Here is an 18,021-nt window from a genome sequence, read left to right as displayed (position 1 = left end):
CAAATTGGCTCTCATCCCTTACCACTTTTCAATAAAATTAATCGCTCGAAAGGTGATTTTTTAATCTGAAGCTAACATAGGAGGCGCAGAGGCCGCAAGGAAATTTGGCTCAACATTGCTCTGCGTTCTCCGCGCCACTCTGGTGAATTTAAAATTCTTCGTGCCTTCGTGGCATTAAAGCGCTTTCGAAAATGCCAACTTGTCACTTTTTCACTTGTGGAACGGGCATTGATAATCCCCTTTTGTAAAAATTTTGTAACCAAATAAACTGATTCATAACCATGCAGGAAAAAGGCACGATCTCGATCCACACCGAGAACATTTTCCCGATTATCAAGAAATTCCTTTACTCTGACCACGAGATTTTCCTTCGCGAACTGGTCTCTAACGCAGTCGACGCGACGCAGAAGATCAAGCGTTTGGCAACTTTGGGACAATACCAAGGCGAGCTTGGTGACTTGACGGTGGAGGTTTCTTTTGATGAGAAAAAGAAGACCATCACCATCTCCGACAAAGGTCTGGGGATGACCGCAGAGGAAATCAAAAAATACATCAACCAAGTGGCTTTCTCCGGAGCTGAGGAATTCGTGGAGAAATTCAAGGATGCCAAAGACGCCAATGAGATCATCGGTAAGTTTGGTTTGGGTTTCTATTCCGCCTTTATGGTTGCCAAAAATGTGGAAATCCACACGCTTTCCTATCAGGAAGGTGCCGAGCCAGCGATCTGGACCTGCGACGGCAGCACCGAGTTTGAGATCAAGAAAGGTAAGAAAAAGACCCGCGGAACAGATATCATCCTCCATATCAACGAGGATTCTGAAGAATTTTTGGATAAATGGAAGCTTCAGGGCATTCTGGACAAATACGCCAAGTTCCTTCCCGTTCCGATCAAATTTGGCACCAAGTCCGAGTCTGTCGAAGACGGGGTGGATGACAAAGGCGAGAAAAAATGGAAGTCCGTAGAGGTCGACAACATCATCAACACCACCGCGCCGATCTGGACGAAGTCTCCAAGCGAGCTGACAGATGAGGACTACCTGAAATTCTACAAGGAGCTCTATCCGATGTCTGAGGATCCGCTTTTCTGGATTCATCTGAATGTGGATTATCCGTTCAACTTGACCGGAGTTCTTTACTTCCCAAAAGTCAAAAACGAATTCGAACTCCAGCGCAACAAGATCAAGCTATACAGCCGTCAGGTGTTTATAACCGACGAGGTGAAGGACATCGTGCCTGAGTTCCTGATGCTGCTCCATGGCGTGATCGACTCTCCGGATATCCCGTTGAACGTGTCTAGAAGCTTCCTGCAAGCTGACGGCAACGTGAAAAAGATCAACAACTACATCACCAAAAAGGTGGCGGACAAGTTGGCGGAGCTTTATAAAAAAGACAGAAAAGCCTACGAGCAAAAGTGGAGCGATATCGGCCTGTTTGTGAAGTACGGTATGATCTCAGAAGAGAAGTTCTACGAAAAAGGAAAGGACTTCACGCTCTTGAAAAATACCAAAGGTGAGTTTTACACTTTGGAAGAATACCGTGAGAAAGTAAAACCTCTCCAAACTGACAAAAGCGAGCAGTTGATCTACCTCTACTCCAACGACGTCAATAAGCAGGATAGCTTCATAGAGTCGGCCAACAAAAAGGATTACGACGTGTTGGTATTGGACTCTCCGATCGACAGCCACTTTATCCAGCATATCGAGAGCAAGTTGGAGAAGACGCAACTTAAGCGTGTCGATTCGGATGTGGCCGAGAAGCTGATCCAGAAAGACGACAGCTACGCTAACCTGCTGACCGAAGAGCAAAGCAAGTCTGTGAAGGAACTCTTCGATAAGGCGATCAACAACAAAACTTACACGGTTGAGATTGAAGGTTTGAGTCCGGAGGAACTTCCCGTGACCATCACCATGGAAGAGTGGATGCGCAGAATGAAAGACATGGCACAGACTGGCGGAGGCGGCCCGATGAGCTTCTATGGCAATTTACCAGACAGCTACAAAGTTGCCATCAACGGCAACCATCCAGTGGTCGACAAGATCCTCAAAGCAGAAGGTGAAGAAGCCCAAACCAAACTGGCCAAGCAGGCCTTTGATTTGGCTCTGCTTTCCCAAGGCTTGCTGACTGGCAAGGACTTGACTGCCTTTGTGAGAAGAAGCGTGGAGATGCTTTAAGCTTTCGCTACCGAATTGTATTGAAAAATCCCCGACCTGAGTTGGGGATTTTTTGTTTTATAGTAGGTGCGTCGTGAATGTGTGATTTAGGAGAGGGTGAAGTTATTAAGGTGAAAAATAGATGGTTATGGATTATTTTTTTTTGTCCATAATTTATTTTTTAATACTCGAGGGGGCATTTTAGACTTAAGTTTTTAGCGTTAAATTTTATATTTCACCACTTAACTGTTTAGAAGCCGCTGTGATTGCGGGGGCCACTGGGTTTGTTATGGGTTTGTTACTGGAACAGTTGGAAGTGTGGTTACTCAATTGTATGAAACTTGTTGGCGTTAATCTATTTTGCTATGTTAAAACGAAGGTTACTGATTTCTTTTATTGGAATGACCCTTGCAGCGATGTTCATTTTACCTTTTGGATCGTACCATCCAACTGACATAGGTTTTTATGCCTCCTTTTTGTTTTCCGGGATTATCACGTTAGTCATGTTGATCTATTTCAAAAAATTTCACAGAGATGCATGGGACGATCCAGGGAATCATAAGAAAAAGAGATGAGGATTAGTTGGTTTTCGGGCGAGAAAAGCTCTTTTTGCTATAGCCAAACTACCCTCCAAAGGCTAGCCCTTGGAGGGTTTTTCATTTTTGGACTTTTATCTCAGATAAGCCAGCAACTCCGCATCGGCAAGTTCCTTCGACTTGTAATACATACTTACCTGGTGATCGGCGTGTTCTTTTTCGAGCTGGCGCAGCTCGGCTACGGAGACCTTCATCGGCTTGTTTTCGCTGGGGCTGTTGGCAAATTTCCATTGCTTGAGCTCGTGGCCCTTCATGTCCTTGAGTACGATCACCCGCTCGCTGCCCGAGCCTGACTTAATGGTGCAGTGATTGTATTTGATCCAGAGCATATCCTCGGGTGCTGCCTTGTCCAACTGAAGTGTGCGCAGATTGAGCGGTTGGTTGATGTACTGTTTCATGATCAGTTTGTCGTTGAGATAGATCTCATAGCCGTCGAGACCAAGCCTTGGAGAGAAGGACATTGTGACCAGTCCAAGTACGATTGCCAGCAAGGCACTGCATAGGGCAATTTTTACTTTCATTGTTTTCATGGTGTAAATGGTTAAAGTGAATAATTGGAGATAAGTTTTTTTAACTTGAGTGAAAGCCTTTTAATCTATTGATGTCAAGTAGATTGATTCAGGGTTCTGGGCTTTTCCTCGAGTAAGTCTACGGCAATGTCTGGCAAACGGAATACGCCAAACTTATAAAGTAGACCAAAGGCAGGGATATTAGATATTCGAGAATTTCCTTCCTGGATGACATTGGTCTATAATCTGGGCAGTTGGTCTATTCGGTGTGTACTTGATCGATTTTTGACCGTAAATCAGACGTGAAACCCTAAACCAGAAAAATGTCACTCAGCACTTCGATCAAACCGCCCGTCTTCCCCAAGGTTTTGCATCTGCTATTTTGGATGGTCGTCACTTTAATCTTTATCTACGATCGCCGCTATCTGATCCTGAAGTTCCAGATCCCCGAGCATTTTGTCGCCTGCGTGGTGATCAGAATGGGCCTGCTGATCTCACTGGTATATGTCCATTTGAATGTGTTGGTGCCGCGATTTTTCAAGAGTGGAAAATTTCTAACATATGGTCTTTTGCTCTTGCTCGCGCTTTTACTGTATGTCAGCCTTCAAAACTTATATGACATTTACCTCTATGGCTACGTGATCGGAGATGTCCGGAGCAGAAGCTTTTGGGGTGCGTTCTCTTACAATTTCTTTACGACGCTGTGGTACTTGGCTTTGACTGCGGGACTCAAGTTTGGTCTGGATCGATATGTAGAAAAGTCCAAAGTCGATGATTCGCGCTTGGGCGCTGACTCGACTTCGGTCGAAGTGCCGGAGAAAAGTGTCCTGCTAAAAACCGGTACGAAGCAGGTCATGACAGACCTCGACACCATCACGCACGTGAAGGGACTCAAGGACTACTCCATCATCTATACCACCGCCGATCAGATTATCGTGAAGGGTTCGCTGAAAAGTGCGGAAGGCTTGCTGGGAGAAAAAAAGCTAATCCGCGTCCATAAATCCTACCTCGTGGCGCTTGACCGGATCAAGACCATCCAAGGCAATCAGATTATTCTTGAAAATCATTCGATTCCAATTGGAAGGTCTTACAAACAAGAACTGTATCGATTGCTGATCCCCTCGAATTGAAAGCTTTTCCGGGCCTTTATTCCCCACCCCCACACTAGGCTATTTGGCTTTTTCTCTTATTTTTGATCATGCTTTCCAAAAAAACCAAGTACGCCCTTCATGCACTAACCTACCTCGGCAAGCACAGGGAACATAAAACCGTTCTCATCCAAGACATTGCCGAGGAGCACAACATCTCTCATAAGTTTCTGGAAAACATCCTGCTAGAACTCCGCAAAGCCGGATATCTCGGCAGTAAGAAAGGCAAAGGCGGGGGTTATTACTTGATCAAAGAACCAAAAGATATTCCGCTTTCCCGCATCATTCGTTTGCTTGACGGACCGATTGCTTTGCTGCCTTGTGTGAGTTTGAACTACTACGAACCCTGCGCCGAATGCAAAAATGAAGTTCAATGCGGGATCAATAAAGTCATGATCCAAGTTCGAGACGAGACACTTAAGATACTGGAAAACAAATCATTACAGGATATTTTGGACGGAGAGTAAAATTTTTTACCCATAAACTCTATAAAATTTATAGGGATTATATACTTTTGTTTTTCCTAGCCGTACAGATAGCCATGTTTTTAGATCAATTGACAAAAAAGTTCTTTGCCCCCAGACCGGGAAGGGACAGCAATGCAAAGAGCCTCATGAAGGCTGTTTCTTGGAGAATCGTGGGTACGATCGACACCATCGTAATTTCCTACCTCATCACGGGGCAATTGGTGATGGCGGTATCGATCGGTACGGTGGAGGTGTTCTCCAAGATCATCCTCTACTACCTGCATGAGCGTGTTTGGGAAAATGCAACAAAAAACAAAATCGATGAGCCAAATCCCGAATACATCAGATCTTGAATCGAAGCTGGAGCGATTGAGTGCGGGAGAGGGGCTAGCCTTGATCGCAGAATTGTTTCCGGGCAAGGTGGTTTTTTCGACCTCACTCGGTCAGGAGGATCAAGTCATTACCCAGCTGATCGCTACGCAAAATCTTCCTGTTCAGATTTTCTCCCTTGATACCGGCAGGTTATTTCCAGAGACTTTGGAGCTCTTGGCACGCACCGAATCCAGATTCAAAACTCGCATTAAAGTCTACTATCCTGAGACGGCTTCGGTAGAAAAACTGGTCAGCGAAATTGGAATCAACGGATTCTATGACTCAGTCGAAAACCGCAAATCCTGCTGCTTTGTCCGCAAAGTAGAGCCTCTGAAGAGAGCCCTGGCAGGAAACGAAGTCTGGATCACCGGACTTCGCGCCGAGCAAAGCGCCAACCGTGGCGGAATGAAGCGTGTGGAATGGGACGAATCCAATCAGATCCTTAAGTACAATCCTTTGCTGGATTGGACTTTTGATGAGATGATCGCTTACATCAACGAACACAAAATTCCATATAATCCGATGCACGATCAGGGTTTTATCAGCATTGGTTGCGCGCCATGTACCCGGGCGATATTTACTGGAGAAGATGCCCGCGCTGGCCGCTGGTGGTGGGAAGACTCGAAAAAGGAATGTGGGCTGCATGCTAAGTGAGACACTGGACTTCGGATAAAAGACGCAAGACATGAGACCGGCGTCAGTATGAGCGGAGTCGAAGACAATTAAAAAAGTAAAGAGTGATGAACGCTGAATATCAAATTTCGAAGACTGCGTAAACCATAAATCAAAAATGATTATGTCAAACCTATTCATACCTAACCCAAAAGAAGCAGAATCGATCCACATCATCCGTGAAGTGGCGGCGCAGTTTGAGCGTCCGGTTTTGCTTTTTTCCGGAGGAAAAGACTCCATTACCCTAGTTAGATTGGCTCAGAAGGCCTTTTTCCCTGCTAAAATCCCTTTTCCACTTCTTCATGTGGACACGGGACACAACTTCCCCGAGACGATCGAATTCCGCGATAACCTGGTGAAGGAACTCGGACTCGAACTCATCGTTCGAAACGTCCAAGACTCCATCGATCAGGGAAAAGTTCGGGAAGAGCGCGGTCGCTACGCCAGCCGAAATACGCTGCAAACGACGACTCTGCTCGACGCGATCGAGGAATTCAAGTTTGACGCATGTATCGGTGGAGCGAGAAGAGACGAGGAAAAAGCCAGAGCCAAAGAGCGGGTCTTTTCCGTTCGAGATGACTTCGGTCAATGGGACGAGAAGAATCAGCGTCCGGAGCTGTTTGACATGCTCAACGGCAAGATCCATGTCGGCCAAAACGTGCGCTGCTTCCCGATCTCCAACTGGACGGAACTCGACGTTTGGGAGTATATCCGAACTGAAAATATTGCCATCCCGAGCATTTACTTTGCGCACAAACGTGAAGTATTCCTCCGTGACGGCATGATCTGGACCGCCAACGAGCACGTGTTCCGCGAGGCGCACGAAGAAGTAGTCGAAAAAATGGTCAGATTCCGTACCGTGGGAGACATGACTTGTACGGCGGCGGTTTTCTCGGAAGCGGTTTCCTTGGACGATGTTGTCGCCGAAATCAGGCTTTCCACCATCTCCGAGCGTGGCGCCCGTATCGACGACAAGCGATCCGAAGCTGCGATGGAAACCAGGAAAAAAGTGGGGTATTTTTAGTACAAAGTATCAAGTAGCTCCCGCAATGCTGCTTCTCCAGAAGCTGCACAAGTGATTACAGGTTCTGCTTCTTGAGAGCAGAACAACCAAATACGATTTACAAAAAGGCGGTGGACTGTGGTCCGTCGACCGTTGACAAAGAGACAAAACAATGGACATACAAGGCAGAAAACTCATCAAGATCGCGACAGCTGGTTCCGTGGATGACGGCAAAAGCACCCTGATCGGGCGCTTGCTGTACGACACCAATTCACTCACGACGGACAAGATTGAGGCCATCGAGCGTAGCTCCAAGCAGCGTGGATACGACTATCTCGACTTTTCGCTGGCTACAGACGGACTGGTGGCTGAGCGTGAGCAAGGCATCACCATTGACGTGGCGCATATTTACTTCAATACAGACAAGACAAATTTCATCGTCGCAGATACACCGGGTCATGTGGAATACACGCGAAACATGGTGACGGGAGCTTCCACTTCCAACGTTGCGATCATCCTGATCGATGCGCGCAAAGGCGTGATCGAGCAGACCTACCGGCACTTTTTCATCAGCAACCTACTGCGCATTTCCCATGTCGTCGTGGCGATCAACAAGATGGATCTGGTGGATTTCAGCGAAGACGTTTTCCTGAAAATCAAACATGATTTTGATGCCTTGGTTGCCAAAAGCGACTTCAGGGAAGATCAGATCACATTCATTCCGGTATCTGCTTTGAAAGGTGAAAACGTCACCCGCAAATCAGATCACATGCCTTGGTATGTTGGAAACACACTTTTGGATCATCTGGAAGTTCTTGAGCCATCGGATTTGTTGGAAAGCTCCGTTCCAAGATTTCCTGTGCAGTATGTGATTCGCCCGAAAACGGAAGCTTACCATGATTTCCGTGGTTTCTCCGGGATGCTCTACGGAGGCAGTCTGAAAGTTGGCGATGCCGTTACGGTTTTGCCGTCAGGCAATGAATCGACGATCAAAAGCATCCATTTCTTCGATCAGGAAGTGGAGGAAGCTGCGATAGAGTCTTCCATCGTCATCACCTTGGCTACTGAAGTGGATTGCAGCCGTGGAGATATGATTGTAAAGAGCGGTCAATTGCCGCAAAGCGAAAAAACCATTGCCGCCACCATCTGCCAAGTGAACAGCAAAGCACTGAAGGTCGGCGGAAAGTACATCCTGCAACATGGGATCAATCGGGTTTTGGCGAAAATCGATCAGATCGAATCCAGAATTCATACCGATTTTACCGGCGGTGAAGATGCTGATCAATTGAAGCTGAATGACATCGGTCGGGTACATTTCCGTCTGAGCAAGCCCATCCATTTCGATTCCTACCATACGAGCAAACACAACGGAGCCTTTATCTTAATCGACGAGGGAAGCTACGATACGGTGAGTGTGGGGTTTATTGAGTAGAGTAGCTAGTATCAAGACACTAGACAAAAGACTTCGAAATTCATCATTCCATGTTCGACATTCGATATTAAAAAATAATGAACACCGAATGCTCAATATCGAATAAAGAAGTAGTGAAAGAGACGTTGAAAGATTCGTGGATTAAACCATACCGCCTTCCAACTTTTCCACCTTTCAACCCAAAAAATTAAAGAACTATCCCCAAAAAGGGAAAACCTATTAAAGCCATGCAAAGCTTTCGAACCGAACTTGAAAATCCGATAGTAGAGAAAGATATCCTTGACTTGGAGCGCAAAATTGCCCTTTTCAGAGATGGGAAAATCGACGAAGAAAAATTCCGCAGTCTACGTCTTGCCAGGGGTGTCTATGGACAGCGCCAGCAAGGCGTCCAGATGGTGCGCATCAAGCTGCCTTACGGCAGAGTGACGTCTGCACAGCTCCGCAGAATCTGCAAGGTTTCGGAGGAATATTCCATCGGGCGACTGCACATTACCACGCGTCAGGACATCCAGATTCACTTTGTGAGCTTGGACAGGACACCGGAACTGTGGGCTGAGTTGGAGAAAGATGACGTCACGCTACGTGAAGCCTGTGGCAATACCGTCAGAAACGTCACCGCATCTGAGACTGCCGGGATCGATCCCAAGGAGCCATTTGATGTCACCCCCTATGCAGATGCGACATTCCGTTACTTTTTGAGAAATCCGATTTGCGGGGAAATGGGCCGAAAGTTCAAGATGTCTTTTTCTTCTTCTGGGGAGGACAATGCACTGAGCTACTTGCACGATTTGGGCTTTATCGCCAAAGTAAAAACTGTGGACGGTCAGGAAGTTCGAGGCTTCAAGGTGTTGCTTGGTGGTGGCTTGGGTTCCCAGCCACGTCATGCCGATGCGATTTCCGACTTTGTCGAAACCGATCAAATCATTCCTTTTACCGAAGCGGTGCTGCGAATTTTTGACCGACATGGAGAGAGAGCTAGACGGAATAAGGCCAGAATGAAGTTTTTGGTAAAGGATCTGGGCATTGAGACGTTTTTGGACTTGGTGGAAAAAGAAAAAAAGGCATTGCCTTATTCTACTTTCCCAATAGAGTTTGAAGCATACGAAGCTGCCAAAACCCTTCCTAATCCTGAAAGCCCAACACTAGACAGCGCACCGGGACTGGATTTTGAACTTTGGAAGCTGACCAATGTGCTACCGCAAAAGCAGACTGGATACGTGTCCGTTGGAGTGAGAGTTTCCTTGGGAGACTTTTATTTGGATCAGGCCCGGCCTTTGGCTGATTTGGTGGAGAAATATGCTTCTGGAGAAGTGAGACTCACCTTGAGACAAAATATTCTGATCCGTGACGTTCGCGAGGATTTGGTTCCTTTCTTCTATCAGGAATTGAAAAAGATCGGTTTGGCACAGCGAGGCTATAATACTCTTGGTGACATCACGGCCTGTCCGGGAACAGATACCTGTAATCTCGGCATTGCGAGCTCCACCGGCATCGCTGTCGAACTTGAAAAAGTCATCCTTGACGAGTATCCACAATATTTGCAAAATACAGATCTGGTGATCAAAATCTCCGGATGCATGAATGCCTGCGGCCAGCACAATATGGCGCATATAGGTTTTCAAGGGATGTCCATGAAATCCGGCAAGACAGTCATTCCAGCTTTGCAGGTCCTGCTTGGCGGGGGAAATTTGGGTGATGGCAATGGAAGATTTGCCGACAAGGTGACCAAAGTCCCCAGCCGACGGGGTCCTCAGGCATTGCGGGTGTTGCTGGATGATTTTGAGAAAAACGCGGGAGGAAAGGACTTCCTTGGCTACTACGACCAGCAGGGCCAGATCTATTTCTATGACCTCCTGAAAGAACTAAGTGATGCCTCCACCGTGACTGAAGCGGATTCTGTGGATTGGGGTCATGAGGAGGCTTACGAAGTGGCAGTCGGCGTTGGGGAATGTGCCGGAGTCATGATCGACCTGGTAGCGACCTTGCTTTTGGAAGCTCTCGAAAAACTCGAGCTTGGCAAAACAGCATTGGAAGAAGGACGCTGGTCAGACAGCATCTACCATCACTATGCAGGCCTGATCAATGCCGCAAAGGCACTCTTGCTTAGCGATGGTACCAGCACCAACAGCTACGCAAATATCATTTCGCTCTTCGATGAGAAATACGTCCAAAATGGCAAGATTGACTTGGGCAGCTCTTTTGCTGACAAAGTTTATCAAATCAATCAGCACGAACCGACGCCGGAATTTGCCCAAGCCTATGCAAAACAGGCCATGGAAATTTACAGTCTGTTGAAAACCTTTCGCGAAGCCGAAGTAGAAGCATGAGTTTGAAAACCCTTCCAAAAGTCACCCTCGTGGGAGCCGGGCCGGGTGATCCCGAGTTGATCACTTTGAAGGCTGTTTTTGCTTTGAACAAGGCGGATGTGGTGCTCTATGATGCGCTCATTGATCCGGTTTTGCTCAAGCATGCCCCCGATACAGCACTGAAGATCTTCGTGGGCAAGCGCGTGGGCAAGCATTCCACCGCTCAGGAAGACACCAACCAACTTTGCGTCAGCTTGGCCAAAAAGCACGGCCATGTCGTCCGGCTCAAAGGGGGCGACCCTTTTGTCTTCGGTCGCGGAGCTGAGGAGATCGAATACATTGAGTCCTTGGGCATTCCTACTGAATTGATTCCGGGAATCACTTCTGCGATTGCCGTTCCGGCATCGGCTGGAATTCCGGTGACCAAAAGAGGAGTTTCCGAAAGTTTTTGGGTAGTGACTGGCACGACTTCCACCGGGGAGTTGTCGAAGGACTTAACTTTGGCAGCGCAATCTAGTGCGACGGTCGTGGTGTTGATGGGAACCCGAAAGCTGGGAGATATCGTTCGGGTTTATCAGGATTCTGGAAAACAAGATTTGCCGATCGCGATTATCCAAAGTGGGACGACTTCTGAGGAAAAGGTAGTGGCCGGTTATATTTCCGACATTGAGCAAAAAGTCATCGAAGCCAAAGCCGAAGCTCCCGCGATCATCATCGTCGGCGAAGTCGTCAAGGAAAGTGTAAAATTGAGCGAAGTTTACCGAGAAGCGGTTTCAATGAGCTATAAGCAGTGATCGGAAGGCAGTTTCACTGGAAAGGTAAAAAGTAGCTTCGATCGGACTCGCCACTGCGAGGAGGAACGACGAAGCAGTCTACTGCCTATACTACTGCTCCAAATCGGGAGATTGCTTCGGGGCATGAAAATCCCAAACCTACTTCCCCGTAAGAAGTAGCCCCTCGCAATGCCGTGTCAAGTTGAGCACTGGAGCTACGGGAGTAGCGTATTTCGAAGCCCATTCAATTGAAATTTCGAAATGTCGCCCCTTGACTTTTCATCTCGAAATCGTTTGACATACCAAATTGCACATACCCTCTTATCTTGCGCTTGTCTACTATCTTGATACTAGCCTCTTGATACTAACATCTTGATAAAATGAACCAGCTCTATCCCATATTCCTCAAAGTCCACGAACTCAATGTCCTGCTGGTCGGAGGGGGAAATGTGGGCACGGAAAAGTTGGAATTTTTGCTCAAATCCAGTCCTCAAGCTCAGGTCACGGCGGTGGCCAAAGCTTTCAGCCCAGACTTTTTGGAAGTTGCGGCGAAGAGTGAAACAGTCACCCTGATCGAAGATTCCTATCAAGAAAAATACCTGGGAGGCAAACATATCGTGATCGCCGCCACGGATGACAAAGTGGTCAACCGACAAATCCGCGACGAGGCTAAGGAGCGATTCCTGTTGGTTAACGTAGCTGACACGCCCGATCTTTGCGACTTTTATCTGGGAGGAATCGTCACCAAAGGCAACCTAAAAGTCGCCATCAGTACCAACGGCAAATCTCCAACTGCCGCCAAGCGTTTGCGGCAGCTTTTGGAAGAAGTCCTTCCCGAGGAGATCGACGACTTGCTGGAAAACCTCAATGCCTATCGCGACACGCTCAAGGGAGACTTTGAATACAAAGTCAAAGCGATGAATGAATTGACAGAAGGTTTGGTGAAAAAGCGCTAAGAAGAGTTCTCTCCAGCATTTTTACTTTCCCACTACCGAGTCAGCGTTATAGCGCTTTTTCAAAAGCTTCGCGTGATGTTGTTTCTCCAGAAGCTGCTGGATATTCTCCCAAATTACCTCTCACGTTCCGATTATGTCAGTTTATTCACGTTTTAGGTTCTTATTATGTGATAACATGAAAGAGAAGTTGCCTAGATCACCCCGGGAATAGGTTTTGATCTAGCTCAATTTCAACCCAAACAAGGGCCTGAGAAACCTCACTCTTCGGATCACTTCGAAAGTGCCAAAGCTTCCTCCCAGTGTAATCAACAAGACCAACACAAACTGCAACTCAACCGGTATGGTTAAAGGAAATATCCAAACCGAACCCAGATACAGGAAAATCATGTGCAGGATATACACCGGATAAGCCGCTTCGCTAAGATAAGTCAAAGCTTTTCCCGGCTTGTTCAGATACAAGCTGCCAAAGGCGAAGACCGACAAAATCCAGCATAGCGACTCCGGAGCCAGCAGATAGCCGGAAGGGAATGGGGTGAAGAAAATCATCCGATAGGCATAAAGTGCCACCGCAATCCCGACAAATGCCCATCGCCAACGCTGGATCATCGTCCAAAAGCCATCTCCGCTCAGCACGAAACAGAAACCGAAGAAGAAAGCGAGCAAGCCCAGCACAAATCCATGCCAGGTCATCGCATAGAGCTCAAAGGGAATCGGGTTGAGCAGGAGGATCTCTCCCATGAACGCCGCCAGCACCAGTAGCAATCCCCAGGGCCGGCTCAGTGTCTTTTTGATCCAAGAGACCAGTTTTCCGGATTCATTTTTTCTCAGATAGTAAAAGACAGGCGACAGCAGCAGCACATAGCAGAAGATGTTTCCCAGAAACCACAGATGGCCCGGCGACCAGGAATACAGCAACGCCATATCATAGTATTGGCGCAGAACCAAAATATGCAGCGGCACGATGGCAAACATCCCGAAAACAAAGGGCAAGAGAATCCGAAGGGAGCGTTCCCCGATCAATTGCTTCCAAGTTCGCGTCCGCATGGCGAAGTACACCCCCATGCCCGAGACGAAAAATAGGAGAGGAATCCGCCAGATATTGAGCAGAGCCATGGGACGCCAAAGGGCATCCCAGGACTCATTTGAGGTGATGAAGCCGATCATCCTGCCCCAAGGCTGAAAGCCGATCGCCACGTGATAGATCAGCAGCAGGCCGATCGCGATCACCCGCAGCCAATCGATATCGTATCTTCTTACCGTTTTCTCATGAATTGTCATAGCTGCAGGTAGCTTATGTCTCCGGTCCAACAGCAGAAAATCTGGACTGTCAAATGTCTTGGGGCGGAGCGTAGACTGTTGTTTGTTGGCCATGTTATTTCAACATCTTAGCGATCTCTGGACGGATTTTCTCCAGATAGGCATAGTCCAGCTTGAGTCCCATCGGGGCAAGCATATTTCCCATCATGTCATAGACATCCTTCACGTTGGCAAAAGGCGCGGAGACATTGTCGAGCGCTGTCGTATTGTACTTGTTTTTGATGGTCTTGTCCGCTTTTTTATCCAGCAGGAGTTTGACGATCTCCGGTCTGCCAAAGAAGGCCGCGGAAATCAGAGCGGTAGAGCCTTCGTTATTTTGGAAATTGATGTCGGCTCCGGCATCCAAGAGAAGGCGAGCCATTTCGGTTTTGCCAAAGACCGCCGCGGTGATCAAAGGACTTGATCCGCCAAATGGGTCTTTTTCATTCAGGTCACTTCCTGCCGCGATATGCTGCTTCACCGCTTCAGCGTCATCTGTGATCACGGCCGTATGGAGATCGACCTCCGGTGCACCGGCTTTTTTTTGTGCCGAGCTATTGCAGGACGCAAAAAAAATCGCGCAGAATAAGAGAAAGCCGGGAAGAATTTGGGACTTAAAAACAGGTGTTTTCATGATAGATATTGGTTTGATTTTGTATGTCCCAAAGTAACGGAACACCCTTGCGCCACACTAAACAGTCCTGCTCACAAAACCATAAAGCATGTGGAAACCGATATAAACTATGACGCAGGGATATAAACTATGACGCAATACTGCAATTCCAGAGAGATTTGACGACTTTTGAAAAGCGCTCTTCAGACATTGACAGTAGCGCTTTTTCTCCTAGTTTTGCCTCCATGACCAAGCCCTCTCCTCAGGATCAAGAATTTTTGAATCAGCTGATTGAGCAGGTGGAAGCCAATATCTCTGATGAGAAATTTGGGGTAGCTGAGCTCGCGGACGCAATGAATATGAGCCGATCCAACCTTTTGAGGAAGGTGAAGAAGGTGACGAACCTTTCGGTCAGCCAACTGATCAACCAGACTCGCCTGGAGTACGCGATGGCCTTGCTCCGTACGGGTTCCCAGAATGTATCGGAGGTTTCCCACTTGGTAGGTTTCAACAGTCCCTCCTACTTTATCAAATGCTTCCGCGAGCACTACGGCTATCCTCCGGGAGAAGTGGGCAAACATCCAGAAGTCCCGGTTTCGGAGTCTCCAGTTTTGGCAGAGCCCAAGTCAAATAGAAAATACTGGATCGGTGGAGCGGCTCTGGTGTTGCTACTCATTGTGGCGTGGTTGGTTTTTAAGCCGGAGATCATACGTGAGAAATTCACCCGGGAGAAATCCATCATCGTGCTGCCTTTCAAAAACGACAGCGGAGATTCGAGCAATGTCTACCTCATCAACGGACTGATGGAAGCGACGCTCAACAACCTGCAAAAGATCAGAGATCTCCGCGTGCTCAGCAGAACTTCTGCCGAAAAGTACCGCAATAGCACCAAGTCCATTCCTGAGATGGCAGAGGAACTTGATGTGAGCTATTTCGTGGAGGGGAGCGGACAAAAGATAGGCGAGCGAATCGTACTCAACATTCAGTTAATTGAGGGTGACACGGATCGCCACCTCTGGAGTAAGCAGTATCGTCGGGAGGCCAGCGATATATTTGCCCTACAGCAGGAGATCTCTCGGGATATAGCCAATGAGATCCAGGCTGTAATCACGCCGGAGGAAAGATCGCGGATCGAAAAAGCCCCTACCGAAAATCTCAAAGCGTACGATCTCTTCCTGAAGGGCTTGGAATTGCTCAATTCACCGGGAAGTGTGCCCGACGCCACAAAGCTACTTGAGTCGGTTTCTTATTTCGACCGAGCTATCCAAGAGGACGAGCGTTTTTCTCTGGCCTACGCCTGTGCGGGCATGGCCTTCTATTACCTGGATTTGTTTCAGGCAGAAATGCCCCATTTGGAAAGGCTCGGCACCTACTCGGACAAAGCCATGCTCTACGACCCGACTTCCTCCGAAAGTCATACTGCAAAGGCCATGTATTACTTGCTGAAAAAAGAGTACAAGCAAGCCTTACCATTCCTGGAGAAAGCCCTGGAGTATCGCCCTAACTCCTCTCAGGTCATGGGGCTGCTTGCGGACTTTTATGCCAACAATCTCCCCAATACAGGCAAATACCTGGAATACGCGCTTAAAGGCATGCGGCTGGGTGTGGGTGCGACGGATTCGGTCGCTGCCAGTTATTTCTACCTGCGTCTGGGCAATGCACTCATCCAAACTGGATTTGTGGATGAGTCGATGTATTATATCGACAGGTCTCTGGATTATTTTTCCGACAATGCCTTCTCTCGTTATGTCAGGGCATTTATCTCCTATGCCCAGACCAAGGACTTGCGCCTCACCCGGGAGATGCTGAAAGTGGAATTTGCGCGGGACACTTCACGATTTGACATCCTTCAGGACTTAGGCAAGGTCAGCTACTACCTGCGCGAATACGACTCTGCCTATGTTTACTATGAAAGGTTCAACCAGTTTCGCGAAGCGCAAAATCTGAATGTCTACGTCCACGAAAATCAAATAATTGGCGAAGTCTATGAGAAAATGGGCAAAACAGCTGAAGCCGGAAAGTTTTTCAACAGCTATAGAGAGTACATCGAAAACGACCAGACCATCTACAAAAATCTAGGACTGGCGATGGTGTATGCGCACGAAGGGGAATTTGAAAAGGCAATACACCACCTCCAGCTTTTTGCTGGGGAAGACAACATCCAAGTCTGGGTCGTACTGTTTTTGCCACAAGATCCCATAGTCGATGAGTTTAAGAAGCTACCTGAATTCCAGAAAATCTGGGCAGAAGTGGAAAAGAAATTCTGGGACAACAACCGCCTGATCCGCCAGCAATTGGAAGAGGAAGGCCTATGGGAGGAAATAGGCGCAAACCGCTGAGTGATTTAAGCCTGATCCGACGACTTGCATTCCTGCTTTAGGAATCTATCGGTTTTTTATTTCCACCACTTCCTGTAATTTTGGGCTTTCTTGAATTACGCATCATTACCCAAGATTTATGGCATATTTATTCACCTCAGAGTCAGTATCTGAGGGTCATCCAGACAAAATCGCTGACCAGATCTCAGACGCGCTGATTGATAACTTTTTAGCCTTCGATCCCAACTCCAAAGTAGCTTGCGAAACTCTAGTCACCACCGGACAGGTGTTTTTGGCCGGCGAAGTGAAGTCCGACATTTACCTCGACGTACAGAAAATCGCCCGCGACGTGATCAACCGAATTGGATATACCAAAAGCGAGTACATGTTTGAGGGTAATTCTTGTGGTGTGCTTTCTGCTATTCACGAGCAGTCCGCCGACATCAATCAGGGCGTAGACCGCAAGACTCCAGAGGAGCAAGGAGCCGGTGACCAGGGAATGATGTTCGGATATGCGACCAGCGAAACTGAAAACTACATGCCTTTGGCTTTGGATCTGTCTCATATGATCCTCCGCGAATTGGCCGAGTTGAGAAGAGAGAACAAAGACATCGCTTACCTCAGACCGGATTCCAAGTCTCAGGTAACCATCGAATACAGTGACGACAACGTGCCTCAGCGGATCGATGCCATCGTCGTATCTACCCAGCACGACGACTTCGACGTAGAGGAGACTATGCTGGAGAAGATCAAAGCCGATATCATCAACATTCTGATCCCAAGAGTAAAAGCGAAACTGAAGCCGGAGCTTCAGGCGCTCTTCACTTCTGATATCAACTACCACATCAACCCAACCGGCAAATTTGTCATCGGAGGTCCTCACGGAGATACCGGCTTGACTGGTCGCAAGATCATCGTGGACACCTACGGTGGCAAAGGCGCTCACGGCGGAGGAGCTTTTTCAGGCAAAGATCCATCCAAAGTGGATCGCTCTGCAGCCTATGCTACCCGCCACATCGCCAAAAACATGGTGGCTGCCGGTGTCGCTGACGAGATCCTCGTGCAGGTTTCCTACGCGATCGGTGTTGCCAAACCAATGGGAATTTATGTCAATACCTATGGAACCGCTAAAGTTGGCTTGAGCGACGGAGAAATAGCGAAGAAAGTAGAATCGATCTTTGACATGCGCCCTTACGCCATTGAGCAGCGACTGAAGCTTAGAAATCCGATCTATGAGGAGACGGCTGCATACGGTCACATGGGCAGAAAAAATGAAGTGGTAAGCAAAACCTTCTACTCTCCTTATCGCGACGCAATCACCAAGGAAGTCGAACTTTTCACTTGGGAAAAGCTCGATTATGTGGATAAAGTCAAATCCACCTTCGGATTGTAAAACAACTAAGCTTCGAA

At 47.7% G+C, this 18,021-nt stretch carries 15 protein-coding genes; 12 read left to right on the top strand and 3 right to left on the bottom strand.

Annotation, left to right across the window (positions count from 1 at the left end):
• Positions 1–281 precede the first annotated feature (281 nt).
• Positions 282–2,171, top strand: a complete 1,890-nt coding sequence (gene htpG, locus ABD031_RS17840; protein ID WP_343853918.1) for a molecular chaperone HtpG — start codon at positions 282–284, stop codon at positions 2,169–2,171.
• Between the two features lie 649 nt (positions 2,172–2,820).
• Here htpG and ABD031_RS17835 read toward each other — a convergent pair.
• Positions 2,821–3,276 carry a hypothetical protein gene (locus tag ABD031_RS17835; protein ID WP_343853916.1) on the bottom strand — a complete coding sequence of 152 codons (456 nt, stop codon included), beginning with the start codon at positions 3,274–3,276 and terminating at the stop codon, positions 2,821–2,823.
• Positions 3,277–3,578: 302 nt separating this feature from the next.
• Between ABD031_RS17835 and ABD031_RS17830 the strand changes: the two genes are divergently transcribed.
• The 9 genes from ABD031_RS17830 (at position 3,579) to ABD031_RS17790 (ending at position 12,384) form a co-directional block, all read left to right on the top strand.
• Positions 3,579–4,385, top strand: coding sequence for a LytR/AlgR family response regulator transcription factor (locus ABD031_RS17830; protein WP_343853914.1), 807 nt, complete (start codon positions 3,579–3,581; stop codon positions 4,383–4,385).
• Between the two features lie 68 nt (positions 4,386–4,453).
• The gene (locus ABD031_RS17825) at positions 4,454–4,870 is read left to right on the top strand and encodes an RrF2 family transcriptional regulator (protein ID WP_343853913.1); all 417 of its coding nucleotides are present in this window, start codon (positions 4,454–4,456) and stop codon (positions 4,868–4,870) included.
• A 74-nt stretch (positions 4,871–4,944) separates the two neighbouring features.
• Complete coding sequence (locus ABD031_RS17820; RefSeq protein WP_343853911.1) at positions 4,945–5,223, top strand: DUF2061 domain-containing protein; 279 nt, start codon at positions 4,945–4,947, stop codon at positions 5,221–5,223.
• Positions 5,192–5,896, top strand: coding sequence for a phosphoadenylyl-sulfate reductase (locus ABD031_RS17815; protein ID WP_343853909.1), 705 nt, complete (start codon positions 5,192–5,194; stop codon positions 5,894–5,896). The genes ABD031_RS17820 and ABD031_RS17815 overlap by 32 nt, the downstream gene beginning before the upstream one ends.
• A gap of 142 nt (positions 5,897–6,038) precedes the next feature.
• Positions 6,039–6,938 (top strand): sulfate adenylyltransferase subunit CysD, encoded by a 900-nt coding sequence (gene cysD / locus ABD031_RS17810; RefSeq protein ID WP_343853908.1) that lies wholly within the window; start codon positions 6,039–6,041, stop codon positions 6,936–6,938.
• Positions 6,939–7,089: 151 nt separating this feature from the next.
• On the top strand, positions 7,090–8,349 hold the full coding sequence (locus ABD031_RS17805; RefSeq protein ID WP_343853906.1) for a sulfate adenylyltransferase subunit 1: 1,260 nt from the start codon (positions 7,090–7,092) through the stop codon (positions 8,347–8,349).
• A gap of 227 nt (positions 8,350–8,576) precedes the next feature.
• Positions 8,577–10,676 (top strand): HEPN domain-containing protein, encoded by a 2,100-nt coding sequence (locus ABD031_RS17800; protein ID WP_343853905.1) that lies wholly within the window; start codon positions 8,577–8,579, stop codon positions 10,674–10,676.
• Positions 10,673–11,449: a uroporphyrinogen-III C-methyltransferase gene (gene cobA / locus ABD031_RS17795; RefSeq protein WP_343853904.1), complete on the top strand. Its 777-nt coding sequence runs from the start codon at positions 10,673–10,675 to the stop codon at positions 11,447–11,449. Before ABD031_RS17800 ends, cobA begins: the two co-directional genes overlap by 4 nt.
• A 359-nt stretch (positions 11,450–11,808) precedes the next feature.
• Positions 11,809–12,384, top strand: coding sequence for a precorrin-2 dehydrogenase/sirohydrochlorin ferrochelatase family protein (locus ABD031_RS17790; RefSeq protein WP_343853902.1), 576 nt, complete (start codon positions 11,809–11,811; stop codon positions 12,382–12,384).
• Positions 12,385–12,603: 219 nt separating this feature from the next.
• Here the strand turns inward: ABD031_RS17790 and ABD031_RS17785 are convergent, their stop codons facing one another.
• Both ABD031_RS17785 and ABD031_RS17780 read right to left on the bottom strand, forming a co-directional pair.
• Positions 12,604–13,755 (bottom strand): acyltransferase family protein, encoded by a 1,152-nt coding sequence (locus ABD031_RS17785; RefSeq protein WP_343853901.1) that lies wholly within the window; start codon positions 13,753–13,755, stop codon positions 12,604–12,606.
• Position 13,756: 1 nt separating this feature from the next.
• Positions 13,757–14,314, bottom strand: a complete 558-nt coding sequence (locus ABD031_RS17780) for an ankyrin repeat domain-containing protein (RefSeq protein ID WP_343853900.1) — start codon at positions 14,312–14,314, stop codon at positions 13,757–13,759.
• Positions 14,315–14,472: 158 nt separating this feature from the next.
• Between ABD031_RS17780 and ABD031_RS17775 the strand changes: the two genes are divergently transcribed.
• Complete coding sequence (locus tag ABD031_RS17775; protein ID WP_343853899.1) at positions 14,473–16,632, top strand: helix-turn-helix domain-containing protein; 2,160 nt, start codon at positions 14,473–14,475, stop codon at positions 16,630–16,632.
• Between the two features lie 118 nt (positions 16,633–16,750).
• Positions 16,751–18,004 carry a methionine adenosyltransferase gene (gene metK / locus ABD031_RS17770; RefSeq protein WP_343853896.1) on the top strand — a complete coding sequence of 418 codons (1,254 nt, stop codon included), beginning with the start codon at positions 16,751–16,753 and terminating at the stop codon, positions 18,002–18,004.
• Positions 18,005–18,021: the final 17 nt, after the last annotated feature.

It is taken from the genome of Algoriphagus jejuensis, assembly GCF_039523455.1.
Lineage (GTDB): Bacteria > Bacteroidota > Bacteroidia > Cytophagales > Cyclobacteriaceae > Algoriphagus > Algoriphagus jejuensis.
This window is presented reverse-complemented; position numbering and strand designations above follow the sequence as displayed.